The 24,504-nt window shown below is 36.4% G+C and carries 21 protein-coding genes and 1 pseudogene; 18 read left to right on the forward strand and 4 right to left on the reverse strand.

Going from position 1 to position 24,504, the window contains the following annotated elements:
- The first annotated feature begins 64 nt into the window (after nt 1–64).
- The 5 genes from IGJ39_RS01410 to IGJ39_RS01430 all read left to right on the forward strand — a co-directional run bounded on the left by IGJ39_RS01410 (nt 65) and on the right by IGJ39_RS01430 (nt 4,451).
- Entirely contained in the window at nt 65–769 is a 705-nt protein-coding gene (locus IGJ39_RS01410) for a GntR family transcriptional regulator (RefSeq protein ID WP_019723408.1), read from the forward strand.
- A gap of 170 nt (nt 770–939) precedes the next feature.
- Nucleotides 940–2,271 carry a PTS sugar transporter subunit IIC gene (locus IGJ39_RS01415; RefSeq protein ID WP_019723409.1) on the forward strand — a complete coding sequence of 444 codons (1,332 nt, stop codon included), beginning with the start codon at nt 940–942 and terminating at the stop codon, nt 2,269–2,271.
- A 56-nt stretch (nt 2,272–2,327) separates the two neighbouring features.
- Entirely contained in the window at nt 2,328–3,683 is a 1,356-nt protein-coding gene (locus IGJ39_RS01420; protein WP_438764119.1) for a glycoside hydrolase family 1 protein, read from the forward strand.
- 267 nt (nt 3,684–3,950) lie between these two features.
- Nucleotides 3,951–4,130: a hypothetical protein gene (locus IGJ39_RS01425; protein WP_438764120.1), complete on the forward strand. Its 180-nt coding sequence runs from the start codon at nt 3,951–3,953 to the stop codon at nt 4,128–4,130.
- A gap of 135 nt (nt 4,131–4,265) precedes the next feature.
- Complete coding sequence (locus IGJ39_RS01430; protein WP_108146136.1) at nt 4,266–4,451, forward strand: hypothetical protein; 186 nt, start codon at nt 4,266–4,268, stop codon at nt 4,449–4,451.
- A 114-nt stretch (nt 4,452–4,565) separates the two neighbouring features.
- Here the strand turns inward: IGJ39_RS01430 and IGJ39_RS01435 are convergent, their stop codons facing one another.
- The gene (locus tag IGJ39_RS01435; RefSeq protein ID WP_010736533.1) at nt 4,566–4,946 is read right to left on the reverse strand and encodes a PH domain-containing protein; all 381 of its coding nucleotides are present in this window, start codon (nt 4,944–4,946) and stop codon (nt 4,566–4,568) included.
- Nucleotides 4,947–5,159: 213 nt separating this feature from the next.
- Here IGJ39_RS01435 and IGJ39_RS01440 point away from each other — a divergent pair, with 213 nt between their 5' ends.
- Nucleotides 5,160–6,617, forward strand: a complete 1,458-nt coding sequence (locus IGJ39_RS01440) for an NAD-dependent succinate-semialdehyde dehydrogenase (RefSeq protein ID WP_169058532.1) — start codon at nt 5,160–5,162, stop codon at nt 6,615–6,617.
- A gap of 37 nt (nt 6,618–6,654) precedes the next feature.
- Here the strand turns inward: IGJ39_RS01440 and IGJ39_RS01445 are convergent, their stop codons facing one another.
- Both IGJ39_RS01445 and IGJ39_RS01450 read right to left on the reverse strand, forming a co-directional pair.
- Nucleotides 6,655–7,614 (reverse strand): glycosyltransferase family 2 protein, encoded by a 960-nt coding sequence (locus tag IGJ39_RS01445; RefSeq protein ID WP_062805833.1) that lies wholly within the window; start codon nt 7,612–7,614, stop codon nt 6,655–6,657.
- Nucleotides 7,615–7,752: 138 nt separating this feature from the next.
- Nucleotides 7,753–8,103 carry a PepSY domain-containing protein gene (locus tag IGJ39_RS01450; RefSeq protein WP_019724280.1) on the reverse strand — a complete coding sequence of 117 codons (351 nt, stop codon included), beginning with the start codon at nt 8,101–8,103 and terminating at the stop codon, nt 7,753–7,755.
- A 201-nt stretch (nt 8,104–8,304) separates the two neighbouring features.
- Between IGJ39_RS01450 and pepA the strand changes: the two genes are divergently transcribed.
- The 4 genes from pepA to ytpR all read left to right on the forward strand — a co-directional run bounded on the left by pepA (nt 8,305) and on the right by ytpR (nt 11,180).
- Nucleotides 8,305–9,384, forward strand: a complete 1,080-nt coding sequence (pepA, locus tag IGJ39_RS01455) for a glutamyl aminopeptidase (protein ID WP_019724279.1) — start codon at nt 8,305–8,307, stop codon at nt 9,382–9,384.
- Between the two features lie 123 nt (nt 9,385–9,507).
- Nucleotides 9,508–9,828: a thioredoxin family protein gene (locus IGJ39_RS01460; RefSeq protein ID WP_019724278.1), complete on the forward strand. Its 321-nt coding sequence runs from the start codon at nt 9,508–9,510 to the stop codon at nt 9,826–9,828.
- Nucleotides 9,829–9,849: 21 nt separating this feature from the next.
- Nucleotides 9,850–10,305 (forward strand): universal stress protein, encoded by a 456-nt coding sequence (locus IGJ39_RS01465; RefSeq protein WP_019724277.1) that lies wholly within the window; start codon nt 9,850–9,852, stop codon nt 10,303–10,305.
- Nucleotides 10,306–10,574: 269 nt separating this feature from the next.
- The gene (gene ytpR / locus IGJ39_RS01470; protein WP_010736525.1) at nt 10,575–11,180 is read left to right on the forward strand and encodes a YtpR family tRNA-binding protein; all 606 of its coding nucleotides are present in this window, start codon (nt 10,575–10,577) and stop codon (nt 11,178–11,180) included.
- Between the two features lie 46 nt (nt 11,181–11,226).
- On the opposite strand, the gene IGJ39_RS01475 is transcribed toward ytpR, so the two are convergent.
- Complete coding sequence (locus IGJ39_RS01475) at nt 11,227–12,531, reverse strand: S1C family serine protease (RefSeq protein WP_066025889.1); 1,305 nt, start codon at nt 12,529–12,531, stop codon at nt 11,227–11,229.
- A 428-nt stretch (nt 12,532–12,959) separates the two neighbouring features.
- Between IGJ39_RS01475 and rlmH the strand changes: the two genes are divergently transcribed.
- From rlmH to IGJ39_RS01515, 8 genes and pseudogenes are all read left to right on the forward strand, one after another.
- Nucleotides 12,960–13,439: a 23S rRNA (pseudouridine(1915)-N(3))-methyltransferase RlmH gene (gene rlmH / locus IGJ39_RS01480; RefSeq protein WP_108146139.1), complete on the forward strand. Its 480-nt coding sequence runs from the start codon at nt 12,960–12,962 to the stop codon at nt 13,437–13,439.
- A 65-nt stretch (nt 13,440–13,504) separates the two neighbouring features.
- On the forward strand, nt 13,505–14,437 hold the full coding sequence (locus IGJ39_RS01485) for a hypothetical protein (protein WP_438764122.1): 933 nt from the start codon (nt 13,505–13,507) through the stop codon (nt 14,435–14,437).
- 115 nt (nt 14,438–14,552) lie between these two features.
- Nucleotides 14,553–14,873: pseudogene (locus tag IGJ39_RS01490) on the forward strand (recombinase family protein); the annotation flags it as partial.
- Nucleotides 14,874–15,050: 177 nt separating this feature from the next.
- Nucleotides 15,051–16,646 carry a type I restriction-modification system subunit M gene (locus tag IGJ39_RS01495; protein WP_438764123.1) on the forward strand — a complete coding sequence of 532 codons (1,596 nt, stop codon included), beginning with the start codon at nt 15,051–15,053 and terminating at the stop codon, nt 16,644–16,646.
- Nucleotides 16,636–17,841: a restriction endonuclease subunit S gene (locus tag IGJ39_RS01500; protein ID WP_438764124.1), complete on the forward strand. Its 1,206-nt coding sequence runs from the start codon at nt 16,636–16,638 to the stop codon at nt 17,839–17,841. Before IGJ39_RS01495 ends, IGJ39_RS01500 begins: the two co-directional genes overlap by 11 nt.
- Nucleotides 17,842–17,853: 12 nt before the next feature.
- Nucleotides 17,854–21,003 carry a type I restriction endonuclease subunit R gene (locus tag IGJ39_RS01505; protein WP_438764125.1) on the forward strand — a complete coding sequence of 1,050 codons (3,150 nt, stop codon included), beginning with the start codon at nt 17,854–17,856 and terminating at the stop codon, nt 21,001–21,003.
- Between the two features lie 123 nt (nt 21,004–21,126).
- Nucleotides 21,127–23,106: an McrB family protein gene (locus IGJ39_RS01510; protein WP_438764126.1), complete on the forward strand. Its 1,980-nt coding sequence runs from the start codon at nt 21,127–21,129 to the stop codon at nt 23,104–23,106.
- Nucleotides 23,081–24,373 carry a 5-methylcytosine restriction system specificity protein McrC gene (locus tag IGJ39_RS01515; protein WP_438765001.1) on the forward strand — a complete coding sequence of 431 codons (1,293 nt, stop codon included), beginning with the start codon at nt 23,081–23,083 and terminating at the stop codon, nt 24,371–24,373. The genes IGJ39_RS01510 and IGJ39_RS01515 overlap by 26 nt, the downstream gene beginning before the upstream one ends.
- Nucleotides 24,374–24,504 lie beyond the last annotated feature (131 nt).

Raw genomic sequence — 24,504 nt, forward strand, 5'->3', positions numbered from 1 at the left:
TTACAATTAGTTGTTTATCTAATATTATAATAAGTGTATACAAATTTCCGGAGGTGAAATAAACATGCCTAAATATATAGAAATTGCCCACTCCTTGAAAAATAAAATCATTGAAGGGGAGTTTAAAGAAGGCGAGCTATTACCAAATCAAGAAACATTAGCAAAAACCTACAATACGAGTCGAGTAACGATTAGAAAAGCGATACAGTTATTGATTGATGAATCTTTACTGTACACAAGACGAGGATCGGGGACATATGTGAGAAGCAACATTAAAAAGGACAAGGAGAATGTGACCCAGATCAATAGCGTATTCGGGACTTCTGCTCAAGAAGGGACGGAGGTGACCAGTAAAATCATCCGCTTTGATGTGCGCTTTCCAACTTCTTATGAGTCTGAAGAATTGAAAATAAAGGCGACTGATCCGGTCTATGATATTAAACGAGTGAGATATGTAAATGAAGAGGCGAGAAGTATAGAGACATCTATCATGCCTCTTAAGTATATCAAAGATTTGGATGAAGAGATTTTAAAGGGGTCTATCTATAACTATATTAGAGAAGAGTTGGGTTATGTGGTCAGTGCGGCCCGTCGAGTGATCATTGCTTCAAAAGCAAATCATTTAGACAGTGAAGAGTTTGAGATCGAGGTAGGAGAACCGATTTTAGAAACCAATCAAATCGTCTTTTTTGATGATGGTACGCCATTTGATTTATCTAAGACAAGATATCCCTATACATCAGGGAAAATAGTAGCAGATATCAATTAGAAAATGACGTTTGTAAGACTGTACTTGAAACTATCAAGTGTGGTCTTTTTTATTTTTTATAAAAATAAGTATACACTAATTTTAATTAAGTGTTTACAAAAGCGTTTTCAAGTGATATTCTGTATTAGAAATTGATATACAACTATAGACAATTCAGGAGGCATAAATAAATGGATGTGAAAAAAAGGGAAGCTTTGATGGGAAAATTTGTTTTAACAGCACAAAAAATCGGCAATCAAATTTATTTGAGAACACTACGTGATTCGTTTGCTACTATCATGCCTTTATTCATTTTAGCAGGTATTGCTATTTTAATTAATTCGGTCGTGTTAGATCCGTCAGGTTGGTTCCAAAATATGATCAGCGCGGACACAATGGCATCTTGGCAAAACTGGGGATCGATCATTACGAACGCGACCCTTAATATCACTGGGATTATACTTGTGATCACCATTGGCTATTTCTTGTCAAAAAATAGAGAATATGATAACCCAATTGGGGTTGTGATCGCTGTTGTTCCAGCATTTTTGACGTTGCTTCCAACTATGATCGAGACAATGCCGATCAATGGGGAAACGGCTGTGGAAATCAGTGGGGTCATCAGTTACGGGAATATTGGTTCAAAAGGAGTCTTTGCTGCCATCATTACTGGATTATTGGCAACAGAGCTATACATTCGTTTGACACGTTCTAAGAAATTGCAAGTCAATTTAGGAGATAGTGTACCGCCAGCAGTAGGAAAATCTTTTAACACGATGTTCCCATTGATCATTGTCGTTTCATTGTTTGCCTTTGCTTCATTTTTGATCCAACTAACAGGAAATGATTTTATGAGAATCATTGAACAATTCATTCAAGAGCCATTACGTGGTGTAGGAACTTCATTTTTTGGCTACTTATTTTTAGTTTGCTTTGGCAACTTGCTATTTTCTTTCGGTATCCATCAATCTGTCATCACCGGTCCGATACTAGATCCATTATTGATGGTAAATATGAATGAGAATATGGCAGCTACTGCGAATGGAGAAGCTGCTCCTCACATCATCAACTCAGCGTTCCACCAAGTATATGGCGCTTTGATGGGTGGAACTGGTTCAACGATTGCTTTAGTGATCGCAATATTGATTTTTAGTCGCTATCAAGCATATAAAGATTTATCTAAGTTGGCGTTAGGTCCTAATATTTTCAACATCAATGAACCTGTGATTTTTGGATTACCGATCGTCTTCAATTTACCGATGATCATTCCTTTTGTATTATCACCGATCGTAGGTACGACTATTGGTTATTTAGCAACATCAATGGAGCTAGTCAATCGCTGTGTGGTGACCATTCCTTGGACAACACCACCGTTTTTAAGTGGCTTTTTAGCAACAGCAGGTGATTGGCGAGCAATTGTTGTTCAAGCAGTCATTATCGTCGCGTTAGTCTTCTTCTATCTGCCATTCTTAAAAATCAGTGAACGGGTTGCTCGTACAAATGCTGAGATGAGTCTTTCTTAAACGATTGCTAAAGGAAATTGACAAATTATAAATAGAACGATGATTGGAATGATAAGATGGTAAAGGAAAAATTTTTCTGGGGAGATTCCTCCTCAAGTATGCAAACTGAAGGTGCTTGGAACGAAGGTGGAAAAGGGTTGTCTGTTTATGACGTTCGTGAAGCCACTGAAACTACCTCAGATTGGAAACATGGGATTGATCGCTATCATAGATATGAAGAAGATCTTGATTTGATGCAAGAAATGGGCATGAACTTTTATCGTTTCCAAACTTCTTGGTCGCGTGTCAATCCAACAGGTGATGGGGCATTCAATGAAGAAGGACTCTTATTTTATGATCGTTATATCGATGCGATGTTAGAACGGAATATTGAACCGATGCTATGTCTCTATCATTTTGATATGCCGCTTCATCTTGCGCAGAATTACGATGGATTTATGAGTAAACATGTCGTAGATGCTTTTGTGGAATACGGAAAAAAAATGGTAGATCGCTACAAGAACAAAGTCAAATATTGGGTAACTTTCAATGAACAAAATTTGTATTCAACACCGTTGGCACTATTATATGGAGGAACATTGAATACGGAAGATACAGCGGATAATATTCATCAAATTGCGCATAATATCATGGTCGCACATGCCAAAATCGCCAACTACATCCATGAAACGACAGATGGGCAAATTGGTGGGATGTTAGCCTATTCTAATATGTACCCTGCGACTAATCATCCCAAAGATGTATTGGTTGCGAGAGAATGGGATGAATTTATCAACCAGAATCTTTTGGATGCCTTTTGTGGACGTGGTTATTCGAAGCAAGTTTTGGCGTTTGAAAAACAGCATTTGAACGTAGATATGACAGAGGAAGAACTTGCTGAGATTGGAAAAGTAACAAGCGATTATTTAGCATTCAGTTACTATTGTACCGGAAGTATCAGCCATAAAAACATTCCAGTAGATATTGCGCCAAATTATTATTTGACTTATGGTGAAGTGGAAAATCCATTTGTTTCAATGAATGAGTGGAATCTAGGAATTGATCCTCTTGGCTTTAGAGATATCATCAACAAGATGTATCAAAAATACAATCTACCGATTTTCCCTGTTGAAAATGGGATAGGCACGCAAGAAACATGGGATGGCAATACACCTATTCAAGATGACTACCGAATTTATTACCATGAACAACATATTAAAGCGATGCAAGATGCCATGCGCATTGACGGCTGTGAAGTACTAGGCTATCTTGGCTGGGGATTGATTGATCTACCTAGCTCAAAAGGTGATATGGAAAAGAGATACGGGATGGTCTATGTCAATAGAGGAAATCATGATCTGCGTGATATGAAACGTGTACCTAAAAAAAGTTTTCATTGGTTCAAAGAGTTTCTTCAAAAAGAGCAAGGCTGATAGAATGAGTAAATAATAGCAAAATAGATAGTTGCATGTATTCACTGAATCAAGTGGATACATGCAGTTTTTTGTATATTTTTATTTGTTTGAAGAGTGAAGTGATGAATCAATAATACAGTTAGTCTGCTGAATGTTCACAAGCGACTATCTAGGTGGGATTTTTTACTTTATAGTGTGGAGGAAATAATTTTTTTATTTTCAAAAAAAATTCGTTCATTCTTTCGACATTTATCCAATAGAATAATTACTAAAGGAGGAATGACGATGGAACACGAAACATTCGAAGGGCTTAAAGAAAGAAAAAAGCGTAAATTAGCAACAGCTAAAGAGCAAGCATTAAATGAAGTCGACAGAAATAAAGAAGTAACTAAAGATAGTAAAGAAGTATTACACAGTGGTGATTCTCAGGCTATTAGGCAAAGCGAAAAAAATAAAGAGAGATAAACTTTCAAAAATCTAGAATATGAATAGAAGATTCTTGGACGTCCCACCATCCTATTTGATTGATGTTACTTTTTAGATTTGTATGGTTACAGTGAATCTTATAAAACAAACTTCTTCAAAAGAAAGGAGAGCGAGATGAAAGAAAAAGATCTAGAAAAGTTAAAAGAGAAAAGAAGACAAAAAATCGAGGGTATCAAACAACGTTCTTTTACAGAAATCAATAAAATCAAAGAGAAAAATATGAAGAAACTTAAACTAGAAAAAATGGACTTTAAAGAAAAAAGAGCAAAAGATCAAAAAAATGAAGGCTATGTATTATAAAATTTTAAGTCTCTAGAAGCGTTTTTGCAGAAGGCGTCAACAAGGTAAAATCAGCCTCCACAACCAAAATTCTTCAAGTTTTGGATGTGGAGGCTCTTTGCGATGAACGTAAGTTTAAGATAAAACAGCTGCTGCAAGTGCCTGTTGTACGGCGATGATATTCTTATCTTTTCTAAATTGTAACGATTCAGCGGGTAGTTCTGCGCTAGAGATCCAAATTTTCAATTCAGCATCTAAATCAAAATGCCCACTTGTTTCAATCGAAAAACGTGAAATCGAACGGTAAGGGATCGATTTATATTCGCTTTTTTTACCAGTCATTCCTTGTTTATCGACGATAATCATCCGACGGTCGGTGAAAATAATCAAATCACGTACTAATTTGAACGCTAACTCTACCTGTTCCATTGGAATCAGGATCTCTTGAACTTCTCTTGTGATATTGGTTGTATCTTTTTGGGTAGCGTTACCCATCAAGCCATCAAATAGCCCCATAAAAACACTCCTTTAGTCGTAGGATAAAATCATTTTAGTAATCTACCTCATTGTAACAAAGCTTTTGAATGAACGAGCAATTTATTCTTCAAAAGAATAAAAAAATTGAATTTGTAAGGCTGAGTCAGACAAAGTCATGTTAAACAGATGGTTTGAGCTTTGACTTTATTAGTGTTACGGTTGTTATGTAATTAAGAATAGAGGAGGAAAACTATGGGGAAATATGATTTACCGCAAGTAGAAACTCATCTTTATATTAATGGCAAATGGCTTGAAGGCTCTGAAGGAACAGTTGATGTCGTCAATCCAGCAACTGGTGAAACATTAGCAAGCGTTCAACAAGGTGGCGAAAAAGAGACAAAAGAAGCAATCAAGGCTGCCAACAAGGCTTTCGAAGATTGGTCAAGAACAGCACCAAGCGAACGAGCAAAATTAATGAATAAAATGGCTGATCTTGTAGAAGAAGACAGTGAACGTTTAGCAAAAATCATGACGATGGAACAAGGAAAACCGCTTGCTCAAGCGACGGCAGAAATCCAAACAAATGTCGAGAACCTTCGCTGGAATGCAGCACAAGGCCAACGAATCATGGGAGAAATCATTCCTTCACCTGAAGGGAAACAATGGCAAGCACGTAAACAACCAATCGGTGTCGTCGGTGCCATCACACCATGGAATTTTCCTTCTAATATGATCATTCGTAAAATCTCACCGGCAATCGCCGCAGGATGTACGGTTATCTTAAAACCAGCAAAATCAACACCTTTATCAGCACTTGCGCTGATGGAACTATTCCACAAAGCTGGCTTTCCAGATGGCGTTGTAAATATCGTCATGGGTGATTCCTCAACGATCGGGAAGATTTTATCTGAATCGGATGATATCCAAAAAATCACATTCACAGGCTCAACAGAAGTCGGACAAATTCTAAATGAACAAGCAGCACCTACCTTGAAAAAAGTTTCCATGGAGCTAGGTGGACATGCGCCATTTATTATTTTTCCAGATGCTGATGTAGAATTAGCAGTCGATACATTGATCAAAACGAAATTTATCAACAATGGACAAGTATGTACGTCACCAAATCGAATTTTTATCCATAAAGAAATCAAAGAACAAGCAACAAAATTGATTGTGGAAAAAATCAGAGAAGTGACTGTTGGAAATGGATTAGACGATCCAACTACGGGGCCATTGATCAATGAAGAAGGCGTAAAAAAAGTTGAAGAACAACTAGAAGATGCAGTAGCTAAAGGAGCAGAAATCTTGGCTGGCGGTCATCGTCTAACGGACGGAGAATATGCAAATGGCTTCTTCTTTGAACCGACAGTATTAGATGGTGTGAAAAAGGAAATGGATATTTTCTACAATGAAACATTTGGACCAGTGATTCCAATTATTACGTTTGAAGACGAAGAACAAGTAATCAAAGATGCCAATGATACGATTTTTGGTTTAGCATCGTATTTCTTTGCGACAAATATCCATACGATCAACAATGTAAGCAATAAATTGCAATATGGCATGGTAGGCGTCAATGACACGGCCATCTCAAATTCTGCGACGCCATTTGGGGGAGTCAAACATTCAGGATTTGGCCGTGAGAACGGAACTTTTGGGGTAGAGGAATATGTCGAAGTGAAGTTTGTGACGATTGCATCAGAGAAATAAATGATAAGATAAAAAGAAGAGGGATGATTGCATAAAATCATCTCTCTTCTTTTTTATTTTGGTGATACTCATGATAAACATGATAGAGGTTCAGTTCGTACTCTTTCTTTGCATTTGTAACGACCGTATCTAAAATCATACCGGTAACTAGTGAAAGTAAAGCTAGGATCATCAATCCTGTACTTAATATGGCTGAAGGGACTTTAGTAATAAAGCTCGTCAACATAAATTCCCGAATGACAGGAATCCCAGTGAACAGACCAGCTAAAAAGAAAATGACTGTCCAGATATTGAAAAATAGGATAGGTTTATAATCTTTACACATTTTAATAATCATCATAATGACTTTGAAGCCATCAGAAAAGGTATTCAATTTTGATTCGCTACCTTCTGGGCGATCACGGTAATCAATAGGGAGCTCAACTAATTTGAATTTTTTATCTAAGGCATGTATGGTCAATTCCGTTTCGATTTGGAATCCCGCACTCATGATTGGGAAGCTTTTAACAAAAATACGGTTGAATCCACGATAGCCAGTCATCACGTCTCTTATTTTTGTTTTATATAAACGAGTGATCGTATTTTTAACTAAATTATTGCCAAAATCATGGAAGGCGCGTTTATTTTCTTCAAAGTAAGTGCCATTAGAAAGACGGTCGCCAATAACCATATCAGCTTCGCCAGAACGTAATTTTTCTAAAAGTCCATGTACGGCTTCGGCTGGATATGTATCATCTCCGTCTACCATCAAATAATAATCAGCATCAATGTCAAAAAACATTTGACGTATGACATTTCCTTTACCTTGACGAGGTTCTTTTTTTACAATAGCACCCGCGGCAACTGCTAAGTCGTAGGTGTTATCCGTTGAGTTATTGTCGTATACATAAATATCTGCTTCTGGTAACTCTCGTTTAAAGTCGGCAATGACTGTGGGAATCGTTGCTTCTTCATTATAACAAGGAATCAGGACAGCAATTTTTTCTGTGTGATTCATTTTTCACTCTCCTAAATAAATTGAAAAAGTTTAAACTAAGCATAACCTATCATGTACGTTTATACCAGTTTTTACGCAAAAAAAGAAGCTCTTATCCATAGGAAAGCCTATTTCTAAGAGAATCTTTTAAAAATGAAATCAAGCATCTGTTCCTTTTTTTCTAGAAATATCTAAAACAGTACCAGTATAGGCATCTGCTAAAAATTCATAATAGACGACTTCCCCATCTTCTATGCGAGAAATCCCACCACGATAAGCTTTTGAATGGATTGCAAATTTACGTGTCGGTTCTTTCTCAAAAGAGATCCAGGAGCCTTCAATCGAACCTTCGTCTAAAAAGGCTTCTTTGATGGTAGCTAAGACTTCATCAGCGGACATCGTTTTGTTACGGTTGTACCATAGTGCAGTTGCCACGCCACTTAATAATCCTAAACCAAGTCCGACAGCTAAACCACCTTTGAAATAGGCCTGTTCACTTTCTTCATACATACTGCTTGCCCTCCTTTACAATTACACAAGTTTCTTTGGCTTTATTTTACCACACTATCGGATTTTCTTTGAAATAAATAACCGTTTTGAAATAAAATACGGTATAATGATCACGATAGATTTGTCCAGATGCTATTTTTTTAAGACAAATCAAAGCTGAGATTGAAAGGAGACAAGTCTGAATTATAGACGATCATTATTATGGATGAAAAAACATTTCAACGTATCAAAGAATTAACAGAATTACAAGGAACAAGCGGTTTTGAACAAGATATCCGCGCGTACATGGAACAACACATGGAGCCACTAGTTGATGAATTACAATTAGATGGATTAGGTGGAATCTTTGGATTGCGCCATCACCAAGAAGCGGATGCCCCTCGTGTCATGGTGGCAGCACACATGGACGAAGTTGGTTTTATGTTGACACAAATCCAAGATAACGGATTGTTCAAAGTGGTTCCGCTAGGTGGTTGGAATCCTTATGTAGTGTCGGCTCAACGCTTTACATTGAAGACATCAACAGGGAAAAATTACCCATGTATTTCTTCTTCTGTGCCACCACATTTATTACGTGGTACAAGCGGTCAAAAGTCAGTCGAAGTAACAGATATTTTATTTGATGCTGGTTTTGAATCAAAAGAAGAAGCAATGAGTTTTGGTGTCCTACCAGGAGATACGATCGTACCTTTTGCAGAAACGATCAAAACAGCAAACGGCAAAAATATTATCAGTAAGTCATGGGATAACCGTTACGGTTGTACGATGGTCTTGGAAGCATTAGAAGCCCTAGAAAAAGAAACATTAGGTCATACGCTGATCGCCGGCGCTAACGTCCAGGAAGAAGTTGGGTTACGTGGATCAAAAGCTTCAGTGAACAAATTCAAACCTGATCTATTCTTTGCGGTAGACTGCTCTGCAGCAGATGATACAGTAACGAAAAAAGGTACATTTGGTCATCTAGGAGAAGGCACCTTGATGCGTATCCAAGATCCAGGATTGATCATGTTGCCACGTTTACGTGAATATTTACTAGATATTGCTGAAACAAACAATATTCCATATCAATACTTTGTATCAAAAGGTGGTACCGACGCGGGTGCTGCTCATACACAAAATGAAGGAATCCCAAGTACCGTTATCGGTGTGGTTGGGCGCTATATCCATACGCATCAAACGATGTTTAGTATCCGTGACTTTGAAGCAGCCAGAGAAATGTTGATCCAAACATTGAAGGGCTTAGATAAATCAACGGTGAATACGATCGTTTACGGAAAATAAGTAATCAACGAGTGAAGGCTATCCGCTTTTGCTCGTTTTTTATTTTTTAGATATAGTTTGGTCAGTTTTTTGTAAAGGTGTATAATTTAAGTAGAATATAGAATAAGAAAGAAGTGTAAATCTATGATTACTCCTAAAAGTCTTGAAGAAGTAGCCGGTTATGTTGAAAAAGGCAATCATATCTTTTTCTTTACTGCCGATTGGTGTGGCGATTGTCGCTTCATCAAACCACAAATGCCAGAGATCGAGCGTCGCTTTTCAGATTGGACATTTGTCGAAATGGATCGTGATGCGTATATCGACTTAGCAGCAGAATGGAATATTTTCGGTATTCCAAGTTTTATTGTCATCAAAGATGGGAAAGAGCTAGGTCGTCTGGTCAATAAAGATCGTAAAACAAAAGAAGAAATCGAACAATTTTTAACAAAAACGATTCAGCAGTGAGAAACGAGAGGAGTGGGAAAAATGGAACAAGCATATAAGAAAATATTAGTTGGAATTGACGGAAGCGAGCAAGCGTTTGCTGCATTCAAAAAAGCCGTTGAGGTAGCTCGTAGAAATGAAGGCACAGTATATGTGACGAATGTGATCGACCAACAATTTTATCAATTTATGGGGTATACGCCTATTGACCAATCCTTGATCGATCAACAGACTGAATCAGCAAAAGAATTGATTGAAGAATGTAAAAATTACGGAAAATCCGTTGACTACCAAAAAATAGAAGGTATTGTGGCTTACGGTTCGGTCAGAGAATCTATGGCAGTAAAACTACCAAAGAAATATCAAATCGACTTGATTATGATTGGTCAATCAGGGTTAAATGCCGTTGAACGTTTTATGACTGGTAGTGTGGCAAGCTATGTGATTCGACAAGCTCCGTGTGATGTCTTAGTCGTTTCAGAACCGAGAGAAGCCTAGTTTTTGATTCAATAGGCAGATCCTTGAACAAAAAAGACGAGGAAACGAAAGATGGTGCATTTCGTTTCCTCGTCTTTTTTTGAGATCCGTGCTTTCTTTTTATTCCGGCAAGCTTTTCTAAGAGAATTTATCATGCAAGAACCGCCTTTTTTTGTTAAGATAAAGCAAGAGAGTTTGGCGCTGGACTATGTTGGGTTTCCCGAAAGTACGATGTATTCAGTTGCCATAAATAAAAAACAACTTCAACAAATGATATTGGAGGAAACAAAATGATTTTTGCTTATAATCGCGCACATGTGGGCGACACACTAATGGTGATCGTAGCCGACGATAAAGGGACGGAAAATACCGCTATTCGCAAATGGAATGTTGCGCAGATCAAAGATGAATCTGGCCAAATCGTTGCATGGAACTTTTTCCATATCTCAGATCATCTAACAATTGAAGGCAATGGCCAAGTAACAATCTCAGAAGAACAACTAGCTGAATTGAACCGTTTGATCAAGGAAGCTGGCTTTGAAGAAACACTCGAAAAAGACAACCAACCGAAAATCGTTGTCGGTTATGTCAAAACTTGTGAACCTCATCCAGATTCAGATCATTTATCTGTAACTGAAACTGAAGTAGATGGTGGCGAAGTTTTACAAATCGTTTGTGGTGCACCAAATATCGAAGCAGGTCAAAAAGTAGTCGTTGCCAAACCTGGTGCAATGATGCCAGACGGTATGATGATTTGGCCTGGAGAATTAAGAGGGGTCAAAAGTGACGGCATGATTTGCTCTGCAAAGGAACTTCACGTACCTAACGCCCCAGAGAAAAAAGGCATCTTAGTTTTACCTGAAGATGCGATAGTTGGCGAAGCATTCAAAAACTAGCATGAATAAAAAAACGACTACCTCCATTGAGGTAGCCGTTTTTTTATTAATTATTTGAGCCATTGGAACTATTTGAATTTCCTTGATTTAATGCAGTATTATCAATTGTCAATTTGATATCTACAGTTTTTTCTTCTTCGCCACGGTAATAAGTGATCTTCACAGTGTCACCAACTTTTTTACCATAAAGCACAGACTGTAATTCAACACCAGATGAGACTTCTGTATCATCGATTTTTGTGATGACATCATATTGTTCTAAGCCAGCTTTTTCCGCAGGCGTTGCTGGTTGAACCGAACGAATGATCACGCCATTTGTTACAGAAGATGGTAATTTCAAGATCTGTTCCTGTTGTTGTGTAGAAACGGCGGAAAGATCGGTCATTGTGATACCCAGTGCAGGGCGTGTTACTTTTCCATCTTTTTCAAGTTGATTGATGATATTTACGACATCATTACTTGGAATCGCAAAGCCCATTCCTTCAACACTTACACTTGAAGAATCAGAAGTCGATGCAATTTTACTTGAATTGATACCAATGACTTGGCCTTCGATATTAACTAGTGGACCACCAGAGTTCCCCGGGTTGATCGCTGCATCTGTTTGGATAGCATTGATATTCACTGTCTCATTAGATTCATTTGTACTTGTCACTTGACGATTCAAGGAAGAAACAATTCCTGATGTCACCGAGTTTGCGTATTGAGAACCTAGAGGAGAACCAATCGCAATCGCAGGTTCGCCGACTTTCAATGAAGCAGAGTCGCCAAATGAAGCAACAGTATCGACTTTGTCAGCACTGATTTTTAAAACAGCTAAATCAGTATAAGCATCTGTACCGACTAATTCTGCTTTCACTTTTGTTCCATCTTTTAGTAAAACTTCTAGTCCTTGTTGTCCATCGACAACGTGATTATTCGTCACGATATAAGCGGAATCGCCCTCTTTTTTATAAATCACACCGCTACCTTCACTGTAAGCTTGCAATTCGCCATCTTCACCACTACTTTCTTGTTGTTGGCCAAATAATGAACCAAACGGGTCAGATGATGAACTTTGTTTTTGTAGGTTGATAACAGAAACAACTGCTCCTTGCACTTTATCCACTGCAGAAGTGATATCTGAATCTACATTGACTTTTACATTTTCGACAACTGTTTCGCCTGATGCATTTTGTGTCCCACTGCTAGAAGAAGTCGTTACTGAGTTACCACCTCCAGTTGCTGCATAAAAAATACCGAAAGTCAGTAATCCGCCAATCACGCCACCAACTACGCCAAGACCTAGCTTTCGCCAAATGCCATTAGATTTTCTTTTTTTCATTTTTGGTGTCACATCTCTTCTGTCCATGTGATCTGCCTCCATTTATTATTTTCTAGATAAGTTAAGTATAGACTTATTTACTAAATTTAGTCTACTTCCAGACTGTGAACTTTTTATGAAAAACATTAGGAAAAATAATTGTTTTCAGATGAAAAAATTAAATACAAACTTATACACAGCAATTGTGGAAAAGTATTTGTAAAAAATGCGTATAAATGCTCATAAAAGTTATCAACAACTTGTGGAAAAAGTGGAAAAATCTGTGCGAAACATATGTTTGCTTAAGAAATACTTATGAAATAAGCAATAAAACCACGATAAACTGTGGATAAACCTGTGGAAGATGTGTATAACTATGTGGGAAAACTTTTTTAAATCACTTTCTTGAATAAGCATCCTCAATTATAATAAGGAAGGAATAAATCGACATGGAAGAATGAGGAAAGGAAATAATTATGAATATAAAAATCATCTCAGTAGGAAAATTAAAAGAGAAATATCTGATTCAAGGAATCAATGAGTACGTTAAGCGACTTAAAGCCTACGGGAAAATCGAACTAATAGAAGTACCTGACGAAAAAGCACCAGAAAATCTTAGCGAAGCCCAAATGCGCCAAGTCAAAGAAAAAGAAGGCGAGCGTATACTCGGAAAAATCAAAGATCATGAATTTGTCTACGCTTTAGCGATCCAAGGCGAAAATCCTACTAGTGAAGCCTTTGCAAAGCAAATCGATCAATTAGGCATCCAAGGAAAAAGCCAGCTCGTCTTTGTCATCGGTGGCTCATTAGGATTAAGCGATGACGTCATGCAACGCAGCAATGCCCAAATCTCCTTCGGCAAAATGACCTATCCGCATCAACTGATGCGCCTGATCCTCGTTGAACAAATTTATCGCGCGTTTCGAATCAATACGGGGGCGCCGTATCATAAATAGGGATATTTATTAATAAAAATTTGAAATATAATTGTATATAAGAATTAAAAAGAGTGGGGATAAATATGAAAAAGATGGGTAAGTGTATTTTATGTGAAAAATACACTGAACTTACTAAAGAACATGTACCACCTAAAAAATCAGGGAATAATGGAGGTAAAAAGACCAGAACTGGTAATTTAGATGATTTCCTTAGGGGCGACTTTACAAAAGGTGATTTTCCTAAGGGGATTAAAAGGAAACCTCAAGGAAATGTTTATTATACGTTATGTAGTAAATGTAATAGTTTTTTTGGTAGTGAGTATGTTGAGGAATATATTAAATTTGCAGAAGACAATAAAAATTTCCTTTATAACAATACAAGTTTAAAGAATGGTAAGTCTGATTTAACACATTCAATAAAGAAAATGAATTCACTTAGAGTTGCAAAAGCAATTGTGGCAATGTTTTTTAGTTTAAATGGGGATGAAGATTCAATGGATAAGCCATTCTTAGATTCGGTACGAGAATATCTTAGCAATCCTAAAAGTACTTTATTTCCTCATGAAGACTACAAAATTATAATGAATTATTATTTTCCAATAGGTGCTCCACAGAATTCTAAAATCAAAATTCCTAATGACATTATAAATGATGGTGAAACTCACAATGTAATAAAAGGTTTTATGCCCCTTGATCTATCAACTGGGAGAAAAATTAGATTTTCAGAAATTCAGTATGAAGGAATTGGTTTTACTCTTATAGATTTAAAAAATTCTACTTTTGAAATAAAAGAAGGATTAGATTTAAAAAATCTCCTTTGTGCAGATGATAAAATCAAAAAAATACAATTGTACAAAGTCCCTATATTAACACCAACAGTACTTACAATGTTGGAGATGGAAAATAATATTAATTTTATTGACTCAGGTTCAGATTTGCTGATTAGGTGGCAGGTAATAACTAATTTTCTTATGGAATTAAAAAAATACAGTAATACTCAAACAAATTTCTCTTGAAGTTATAAAGAATACAATAAATATAAATTTCCTTTAGACCACATCAAAATCAGCAATCGAAGGAAAATAAACGAAGAAAATGGTACGTAAAATCTAACTATTAGAGCAAAAATAGGAAGCTGCTTTGGAAGATAGTCCCGAACTATTTCCGATGGTAAAAGCTCGTTTAAATGAATTGACTGAAAAACGAAGACAGTTACAAATTCGAGAAAATGAAATCTTAGGGATCTTTCAGCAACAAGGGGAACCGATTCAAGTCAAAGCTGTCCAACGGATATTGACTAGTTTGGATTGCTTTCTTACCCAGAGTGAGAAGAAGTAAGTTAAAGCTTTGTATCGTACCTTTATTGAGCAAATCACCTTTGATCCTAATCAGAAGGAGATATTGCCGATTCCGATAAGATTCACACCTACTGTGATTTGACAATTAAATGAGTAATATCAAATAGCCGTATCCAAACTAAAGGATATGGCTATTTTTGTGTTAGGTATATACGTCACGTAGCTTGTTATCAAGAATAAGATTCTTTCTTTTTTTGCTTTTTCTAAAACTGAGTATGCTAAAATAAGAGGGTATATAGCAACTTTAAATAAGAGATAGGAGTGTATCTTTTTGGGTGCAGAATTAAATCAAAAATTATTTAGTGCGGCAGATAATCTCCGTAGCAAAATGGATGCGTCAGAATATAAAAATTATTTATTGGGGTTGATTTTCTATAAATATTTATCCGACCGTTTGTTGGAACAAGTGGTTCTTTTAGCAGATGAATCCTTAGAGGAATATGACACGGTAAGCAAACAAACAATGTTGTATCGTGAATTACTTTCAGATGAAGAATCAAAAGAAGATCTGATTGCCACAATCGTTGATATTTTGGGGTATGCGATTGCGCCAGAGTATCTTTTCAACGTCTTAGCCGATCAAGCAAAACAAGCAACGTTCCAGTTGAATGATTTAAACAAAGCCTTTGTGCAATTGTCCTCTACCTACAATCAATTTAATGGGTTATTTGATGATGTGGATCTCCAATCAAAAAAACTAGGAACAGATGAGCAACAACGAAATGTGACGATTACCGAAGTCATTAAGAAATTGAATGACGTGGAAGTTTTAGGTCACGATGGGGACGTGATCGGGGATGCTTATGAATTTCTGATCAGTCAATTTGCTTCAGAAGCAGGGAAGAAAGCCGGAGAATTTTACACGCCTCATATGGTTTCTGATATGATGGCACAAATCGTGACGTTGGATCAAAAAGAACGACGATTCTTTAGTGTTTTTGATCCAACGATGGGCTCAGGTTCATTGATGTTAAACGTACGTAACTACTTAACACACCCAGATAACGTTAAATATCATGGGCAAGAATTGAATACAACGACATACAATCTAGCAAAAATGAACTTGATTTTACATGGTGTCGACGCCGAAGAAATGAATCTCCGCAATGGGGATACGTTGAATAAGGACTGGCCAACAGATGAGCCTTACACATTTGATGCAGTAGTGATGAACCCACCTTATTCGGCTAATTGGTCAGCAGATACGACTCTCTTGGACGATTCTCGGTTTAATCGTTATGGGAAATTAGCGCCAAAATCCAAAGCAGATTTTGCGTTTCTTCTTCATGGTTTCTATCATTTGAAGGAAACAGGGACTATGGCCATCGTCTTGCCACACGGAGTTTTATTCCGTGGCGCTGCAGAAGGGGTCATTCGTCAAAAATTATTAGAAGACGGCGGTATTTATGCTGTGATTGGTATGTCTGCGAACTTGTTCTTTGGTACATCGATTCCAACGACGGTGATTGTATTGAAGAAGAATCGTCAAACTCGAGACGTATTATTCATTGATGCTAGTCGTGAATTTGTTAAAGGGAAAAATCAAAATAAACTATCGGAAGAAAACATTCAAAAAATTCTCGAAACCTACGCTGAAAGAAAAGATGTTGAGAAATACGCTCATTTGGCAACCTTTGATGAAATCAAAGAAAATGACTATAACTTAAATATCCCACGCTATGTAGATACGTTTGAAGAAGAAGAACCAATTGATATGGTTCATGTCGGAAATGACATCAAGAAGATACGACAAGAACAGCAAGTGTTAGAAAAAGAACTTTTAGAAGCTATCTCTTCCCTGCAAACAACACCTGAAAATGAAGCGTGGTTACAAGGTGCGCTGGAGGTGTTCAAACATGAACAATGATACACAACCAGAAATTCGTTTCCCAGGATTTACGGAAGATTGGGAACAGCGAGAGTTAAGTGATATATCGACAAAAGTACAAACCAAAAATAAAGATAGAGAATTTACAGAAACCCTAACCAACTCGGCAGAATTTGGAATTATATCCCAAAATGATTTTTTTGATAAAGAAATATCAAATAAGAATAATATTGATGGATATTATGTGGTTAAACCAAATGACTTTGTTTATAACCCACGAATCTCCAATTTTGCTCCTGTTGGTCCAATTAAAAGAAATAAATTAGGTAGAACTGGTGTAATGTCACCACTTTATTATGTTTTTTCAACAAACAATATAGACAATCAGTATTTAGAAACCTATTTTTCTACTTCATACTGGCACAAATTTATGAAATTAAATGGTGATTCAGGTGCTCGTGCGGATAGGTTTGCTATAAGGGATTCTGTATTTGTTAAAATGCCAATTCCTTATCCTTCACGTGAAGAACAAGAAAAAATAGGACAATTTTTTGAGGTTCTATCAAATGCTATCGATCTTCAACAACGTAAGCTAGATTTATTAAAGGAAACCAAAAAAGGATTCTTACAAAAAATGTTCCCTGAAAACGGAGCAAAAGTGCCAGAAGTTCGTTTTCCAGGATTTACGGGAGATTGGGAAGATCGGAAGTTGGGGGAAGTGGTAGTTTTTTTGAATGGTAGAGCTTTTAAACAACAAGAATTACTTGATTCTGGAAAATATAGGGTTTTAAGAGTAGGTAATTTTAATACTAATGATAGATGGTATTATTCAAACTTAGAATTAGAGGAAGACAAGTATGCTAATAAAGGAGATCTCTTATATTTATGGGCAACAAGCTTCGGTCCTGAAATGTGGAATGAAGAACGTGTAATCTACCATTATCATATTTGGAAACTTAAATTTTTATCTAAGGAATTGGACAAACAGTATCTATATACTTGGCTATTGACTGATAAAGAGAAAATTAAAGAATCAACTAACGGAACGACAATGGTACATGTGACTAAAGGTGGTATAGAACAAAGGACATTTCAGTTTCCACCGGATATAAATGAACAACAAAAAATCGGTAACTTCTTCAAACAACTCGACGACACGATTGCTCTTCATCAACGTAAGTTAGATTTACTAAAAGAAACGAAAAAAGGCTTCTTGCAAAAGATGTTTGTTTAGGAGGGAAGATAAATGAAAATTAGTCATCGTGAGGAAGCGGAAGTCGAAGAACAGTTGATTCGTGTACTTGGAGAAGGGCATAATCAGTGGACGTATCGTCCGGATCTAAAATCAGAAGAAGATCTTTGGAGCAATTTACGCCAAAAAATCATGTCAAATAATCAAGCAGAACTGAATGATTCTCCTTTGACCGATAAAGAATTTGAAACGATCAAAACGGAATTACTGCTGCGAACGAAAACCCCCTTTGATGCTGCGAAATGGTTAAAAGGTGAAAATGGAATGGCTCGGATCACGATTGAACGAGAAGATCCACAATTGGGTTCTGTCTCACTTATCCTTTATTCCAATCAAGACATTGGTGGAGGAATCTCTACTTATGAAGTGGTCCATCAAATTGCAAAACGTGGAAGGAATATAGACGCACGGGATCGACGTTTTGACGTCACCTTATTGATCAATGGCTTACCGATTGTCCAAATCGAGTTGAAACAAGTAACCGCAAAAGATGGTGTTTATCAGGCGTTTAATCAAATCAAAAAATATGCAGAAGAAGGCATGTTTCGGAACAATATCTTTTCGACCTTACAGTTGTTTGTGGTTTCTAATGAACAAACGACCCGGTATTTTGCAAATGCCTTACCGAAGGATTTGCATCCTAAGTTTTTATTTAGTTGGCGAACGAAAGACAATAAAAAGGTAGAAAACTTATATGAGTTTTGTAAACAAGTGTTAAATATCCCGGATGCTCATCGTTTGATTGCGGATTATACAATCGTCAGTGAAGATCAAGACAATAAAACCTTGATGGTGTTACATCCTTATCAAGTGCATGCGATTCAAGCCTTGTTTATTGCCGCAAATAAACATCAATCAGGGTATGTGTGGCATGCGACAGGTTCAGGAAAGACGCTGACTAGTTTTGTATCTACTAAGCTTTTAGCACGAAAATCGGGGATCGATCGGACGATTATGTTAGTGGACCGCAAAGATTTAGATAATCAAACGACAACGGAATTTACAAAATTTGCTTCCGAATTTAATACTGGGATTTCTTCTGGTAATGCCAAAGCGAATAGCTTGATCGTTGGAACAGGAAGTGCCAAAGAGTTAAGTGAAACTCTGTTGGCAGATGCTAATGCAAATGTTGTGATCATTACAACCCGTCAAAAGCTAGATGCGGCATTGAAATATGCAAAGAAACAAGAAGAGAAAAAAGGAACCAATCGCTTCCAAAAATTAATGGGGCAACATATCGTGTTTGTAGTAGATGAGTGTCATCGAGCGTTAAGTGCTGAAAATATGGAAGAAATCAAAAAAATGTTTCCGAAATCCACTTGGTTTGGCTTTACAGGTACACCGATTTTCCCTGAGAATCGGAAACAAGCCAAAGGGCAATTGGCACGTACGACCCATGATCAGTATGGGGAAGTCTTGCACACCTATACCATCAAGAATGCACTAGAAGATGGCTCTGTCTTAGGATTTCAAGTAGAGCATGAAAATACCGTTGAGCCGACTTCATTAGAGAATAAAATCTATCGGAAATTAAAAGAAGTAGAAACATATGCAGAGTATTCATCAGAACAGATCAATCGTATGATCGATCAAATGGAGCCTGTCAAAAAAGAAAGTTATTTGGACCCAGCTGTTTTTGAAGCAGATGAACATATCCAAAAAGTCATTCATAAAATGTTCCGTCCAGATAATGCCTATACAAAATTTGATTTTCGAAATGGCAGGCCAACGAAATCTGCAATCTTAACCACGAGTTCCATTGACATGGCCAAAAAGTATTATCGGGCCATCAAAGAGATGACGAAAGAGCCTGATTGGTTAACAAAAGAGTTTCCCAATCAGCCCATTCGTGAAGGACGAACGATGGAGGATCCTGATTTCCCAAGGATCGCTATTACCTATTCATTAGAAGAAAATAGCCGAGATTCAAGTGCCCAACAAGAAGAAATGCAAAAAATTATTGAGGAATATAATCAGTATTATGATACTGCCTGGTCATTAGCAGACATTGAGCGTTATAACGGAGACATCAATAATCGTTTGGCACGAAAAAGAGCGGAATTCAAACAATTTGGGAAACAAATTGATTTAGTGATCGTAGTGGATCGTCTATTGACAGGTTTTGACGCCCCTACGATTCAAACCCTATTTGTGGATCGTAATCTAGAGTATGCAGGATTGATCCAAGCCTTTTCACGTACGAACCGTACGTATCCAGAAAAAACAAAAGGACTAATTGTTACTTTCCGAAAGCCAGCGACAATGGAGAAGAATGTCGAGGATGCGACAAAGCTGTATTCAGAAGCAAAAGAAGAATCGGGTTTGATTTATCCAAGTTATCAGGAATCCAAAAAAAGATTCAAGCAAGCATATGGTAAGTTAAAGGAGGTTTCATCAATGGAATCCATTGATGAACATACGCCACTTGAAATCCGTATCGAGTACGTCAAAGCATTCCAAGAATTGAATCGTGCGTATGAATCGTTAGTGACTTATGACGATTACAATGATGACATGGTGAAATCTTCAACCTTGAACAATCAAATTCAACTTTTGGAAGAACAAATTGGCGTGTACGAGACCGTGAAGGGTTCATTAATAGAGGAAGAACCAGAAAAAGAGGGAGAAGATTTTTCAACGATCGAATTTTATAGTGAAAATACCACTAAGTTGTATGATATTGATTCTACTTATATTGATCAATTACTAGGAACTTATGCTGCGAATAGTTCAGATGCACGAGAAGAAATTGAAAAAGCTTTGGCTAAATTGAATAAAACAGAAGGAGTCAAAGAAGTTTACCGACAAATTTTAAATGCATTTGATGTGGGGACTTTAGATAGTAATGAAGATATCTTTGTCATTAAACGTCGCTATTTTACACAAGCAAGTGATGATTTGATTCATGCCTTTTCCAATGAGTGGTTTGTTTCTGAGAAAGAATTACATGCTTCTAATCTGCAATATCTGCCAGGTGAAGATCCAATTCCTAATATGAAAGCAATTATCAACAGTAAGGATTACGAAGGATATAAAGCCAATCATCCCGAAACAAATAAATATAAATATCTACAGGAAATGAAGCGAGCATGGCGTAAAATGTTAGATGATGAGTTGATTCCTCTTGAGAATGAGTTGAGGTAAAAGGAAAGAGTGAAAGAAAATGGATGTCAATAAGTAGATACTATTATGAAAGTTGTTAAAATTTCAACTAAAAAAGGTAATAAATTAAACTAAAGAGAAGTTAATGATGATGAGGTGAGTGCATTGACACAACAGAATAACTTGCTTGGAGAAGTAAATTTAGATAATTTCTCTAAATGGTATCTTGAGAATAAAGAAGAATTATTGAAAAACGCCGAATCATGGAAAAAGAAGAATGATGTGTTAGCAAATGAATTCCTCAATGAATGGCCACTTGAAAGACTTAGCACGATGACCCTTGATGAATATGTTAGTGGGAAAGGACCTCAAAACAAATCACTATGTTATGAATTAGAGCATGGAAAATATGCGAAGCTCTACCTTGGAATCAAAGGTGGAAATGCGGGGAAATTTGGTATTTATTGGAGTAAAAAAAATCAAGCATATTGTGATCAGAATAAGGAAATTATTTTGGCGAATGTTCTTGATGATAAATTTGTCAAGTTAAAAAAAGATTTAATCACAATAATAAAAGCAGGAATAGCAAGATCTTTTGATGATGATGCGTTTACCTATAATAATACCTTTTATAGTAAACCAGCTATGGTAATGAAATTATTATGTGCTTACTCAAATGGTCCGATTTTTTCTGGTATCAATATGAATAAGGATAAGAAGGAAGTTTGGGAAAAGCTTGTCTCATCAGAACAAAATGGTGGTGCATATAAACGAAACTTTGATATTACTACTATGCTCTCAAATAAACATCCTGAACTAGATGGAGAATTGTTGAGTAGTATTCTTTGGAGTTATAGAAATGTAGTAATAGATAACGCTAAACTTTCATCACATTCTAAAGAAGGTGCTAGAAGGATGAATACTTACCAAAGCCATTATTCTAATCAATTGGAAATGGCAAAAAACCTAATTCTACGAGGAGCTCCTGGTACAGGAAAAACATTCCTTGCCCAAAAAATAGCAGCTGATGTTGTTTCAAATGGCAGAACTACACAAATCAATGAATTGAGCGAAGATGAAAAGAGTCGAATTGGATTTGTCCAGTTTCATCCTAGCTATGATTATACTGATTTTGTCGAAGGTTTACGTCCAACTACATCCGATGATGGCGTTGTTAGTTTCACCTTGAAAGATGGAAGCTTTAAGAGCTTTGTTGAAAAAGCAAAGAAAACAAAGAAAGCAAATGAACAAGATAATTTTGAAGAAGCTTGGGCTAAATTTTTTGATGCGGTAACGGAAGCTAGTATAGAGGGAGAAGGCTACAATAAACTTAAAACATTGACAGGTAAACCAGTACGCAATCTTCTAGCCTATGAAAGAAATGAAATTCAAGGTATTTATCCTGCTAAAACTAATACTTATCTAAACCATGACCAAATTTATAATGTCTATCGTGGATTGCCTGGTACGCCAAAAGGTGGATTTGATGCTTATCGAAAAGCGATTGTAAAACACTTAAAAGAAGAATTTGGCTTAAAAAACTATACGGCATCAACGGTAGATTCTACGAATAACCAAAACTATGTGTTTATCATTGATGAAATTAATCGGGGCGAAATTTCCAAAATTTTTGGCGAATTATTTTTCTCAATTGATCCAGGGTATCGTGGGCATAAAGAAGGTGTTTACACACAATATTCGAACCTTCATGAAAATCCAGAAGAAAAATTCTATATTCCTAATAATGTTTATATTATTGGGACAATGAACGACATTGACCGTTCTGTTGACACTTTTGATTTCGCTATGCGCCGGCGATTTACTTTCTTAGAAATAAAAGCAGAAGATTCAGCACAAAATATGCTGACTCAAGAAAAAACAAAAGAACTTATGACGCGTTTAAATGAGGCTATCGTTGCCAAGGAAAAAGGTGGAATGTCAACTGATTACCAAATTGGTGCTAGTTACTTTTTAGGTATCGATAATGGTGAGGAGACAATGGAACAATTATGGGATACTAAGTTATATCCATTATTGAAAGACTATTTTCGTGGTGAACATAAGGCGACAGAAAAATTAGAAATACTAGGAAAGGTATACTCTAATGACGGTGATTCGGATGAAGCTGAAACCTCTACACGATAATCAAGAAATTAATAACTCAGTTGTGCAACATCCAATCATTACGAACTTGGTTAATCGTGACTTAAGTAGTTTAGAGAAAGAAAGTTTTATTATCTTTCCGCAAAAGTTAAATCAATCCAAGGACCTAAGTAAAGATAATTTGATATTTCAATCAAGAAATGGAAAAATTTGGACTTGTAATGTCGTAGGTATCCTTAGAGATTCAACAGATGAATTAAGAATTCATACTAGATTCGCTAATCAAATGAATCGTGAAGATTTCTTTTTACGTTATATGCTTCAGCGTGTTTTGAATTACAACGTGATTAATGATCATTTTAGTGCATCTGAAAAGATGACATACTACGATTTGTTGGTATTTCTCTTTCCTTATTATCTGAATGAAGCAATGCGTAAAGGGGTATACAAGGAATATGTCAAACGAGAATACAATAATGCCAATCTCAAGGGAGCTATTGATGTTGCAAAACACATCCGTTCGAATGTTCCTTTCGTTGGAAAAGTTGCTTATCGAACACGAGAGTTCAGCTACAATAATCGTCTGACCCAGCTTATTCGTCATACCATTGAAAGAATACAAAATGAGTATGATTTCTTACTTAGTGGAGATGAGGATACGAAAGAAAACGTGGTTCTAATCAAACAAACAACACATGATTATGCTAAATTAAACCAATTTGATATCCTTCAAGAGAATATCCTTCATCCAGTCAAACATAGTTATTACGAGGAGTATTCGGCTCTTCAACAAATCTGTATCCAAATTTTATCGGAAGAAAAATCAGGATTTGGAAGTGATAAAAATCAGATACATGGGATCATTATCGATGTGTCTTGGCTATGGGAAGAATACATTGGAAAAGTCACTGGTTGGAAACATTATGGCAGAGATAAAGGGTTAGCAACAATGCATTTATTTCAAGATCCCAACCGTTCCCCACGATATCCAGATTTTACATTTAACAATGTACCAATTGATACAAAATACAAAAAACATCTTGATACTAGAAATGACTATAATCAGTTAGTCACATATATTCATATAATGAATTCAGATCAAGCAGATATAATGAAAGGCGGCTTTCTACAACCTACTTCTGATCCCCTTCCTGAAAATCATGGGTATAAAAAAATAGGCGTATTAAGCGGACTAGGAGGAGAAATATTCACATATCATTTTTTCATCCCACAAGTTTCATCAAGTTATTTGAAATTTGTAGAACAGATGAGAGAGGTAGAAGCAGCACTACAAACTACTTTTCGATAAGTAGTTTGTAGTGCTTTTTACAAAAAAAAATCTTTATTAAATAATTTGTCAAAATTATGAAAAATATAACGAAATCACGATTGACTGTCAATAAATGACGGTCTTTTTTTAATGTTATTTTAACGATTATG

Origin of the sequence: Enterococcus sp. AZ140, assembly GCF_051714405.1 — a bacterium.
In the GTDB taxonomy this organism is placed as follows: Bacteria; Bacillota; Bacilli; order Lactobacillales; family Enterococcaceae; genus Enterococcus_B; species Enterococcus_B pernyi.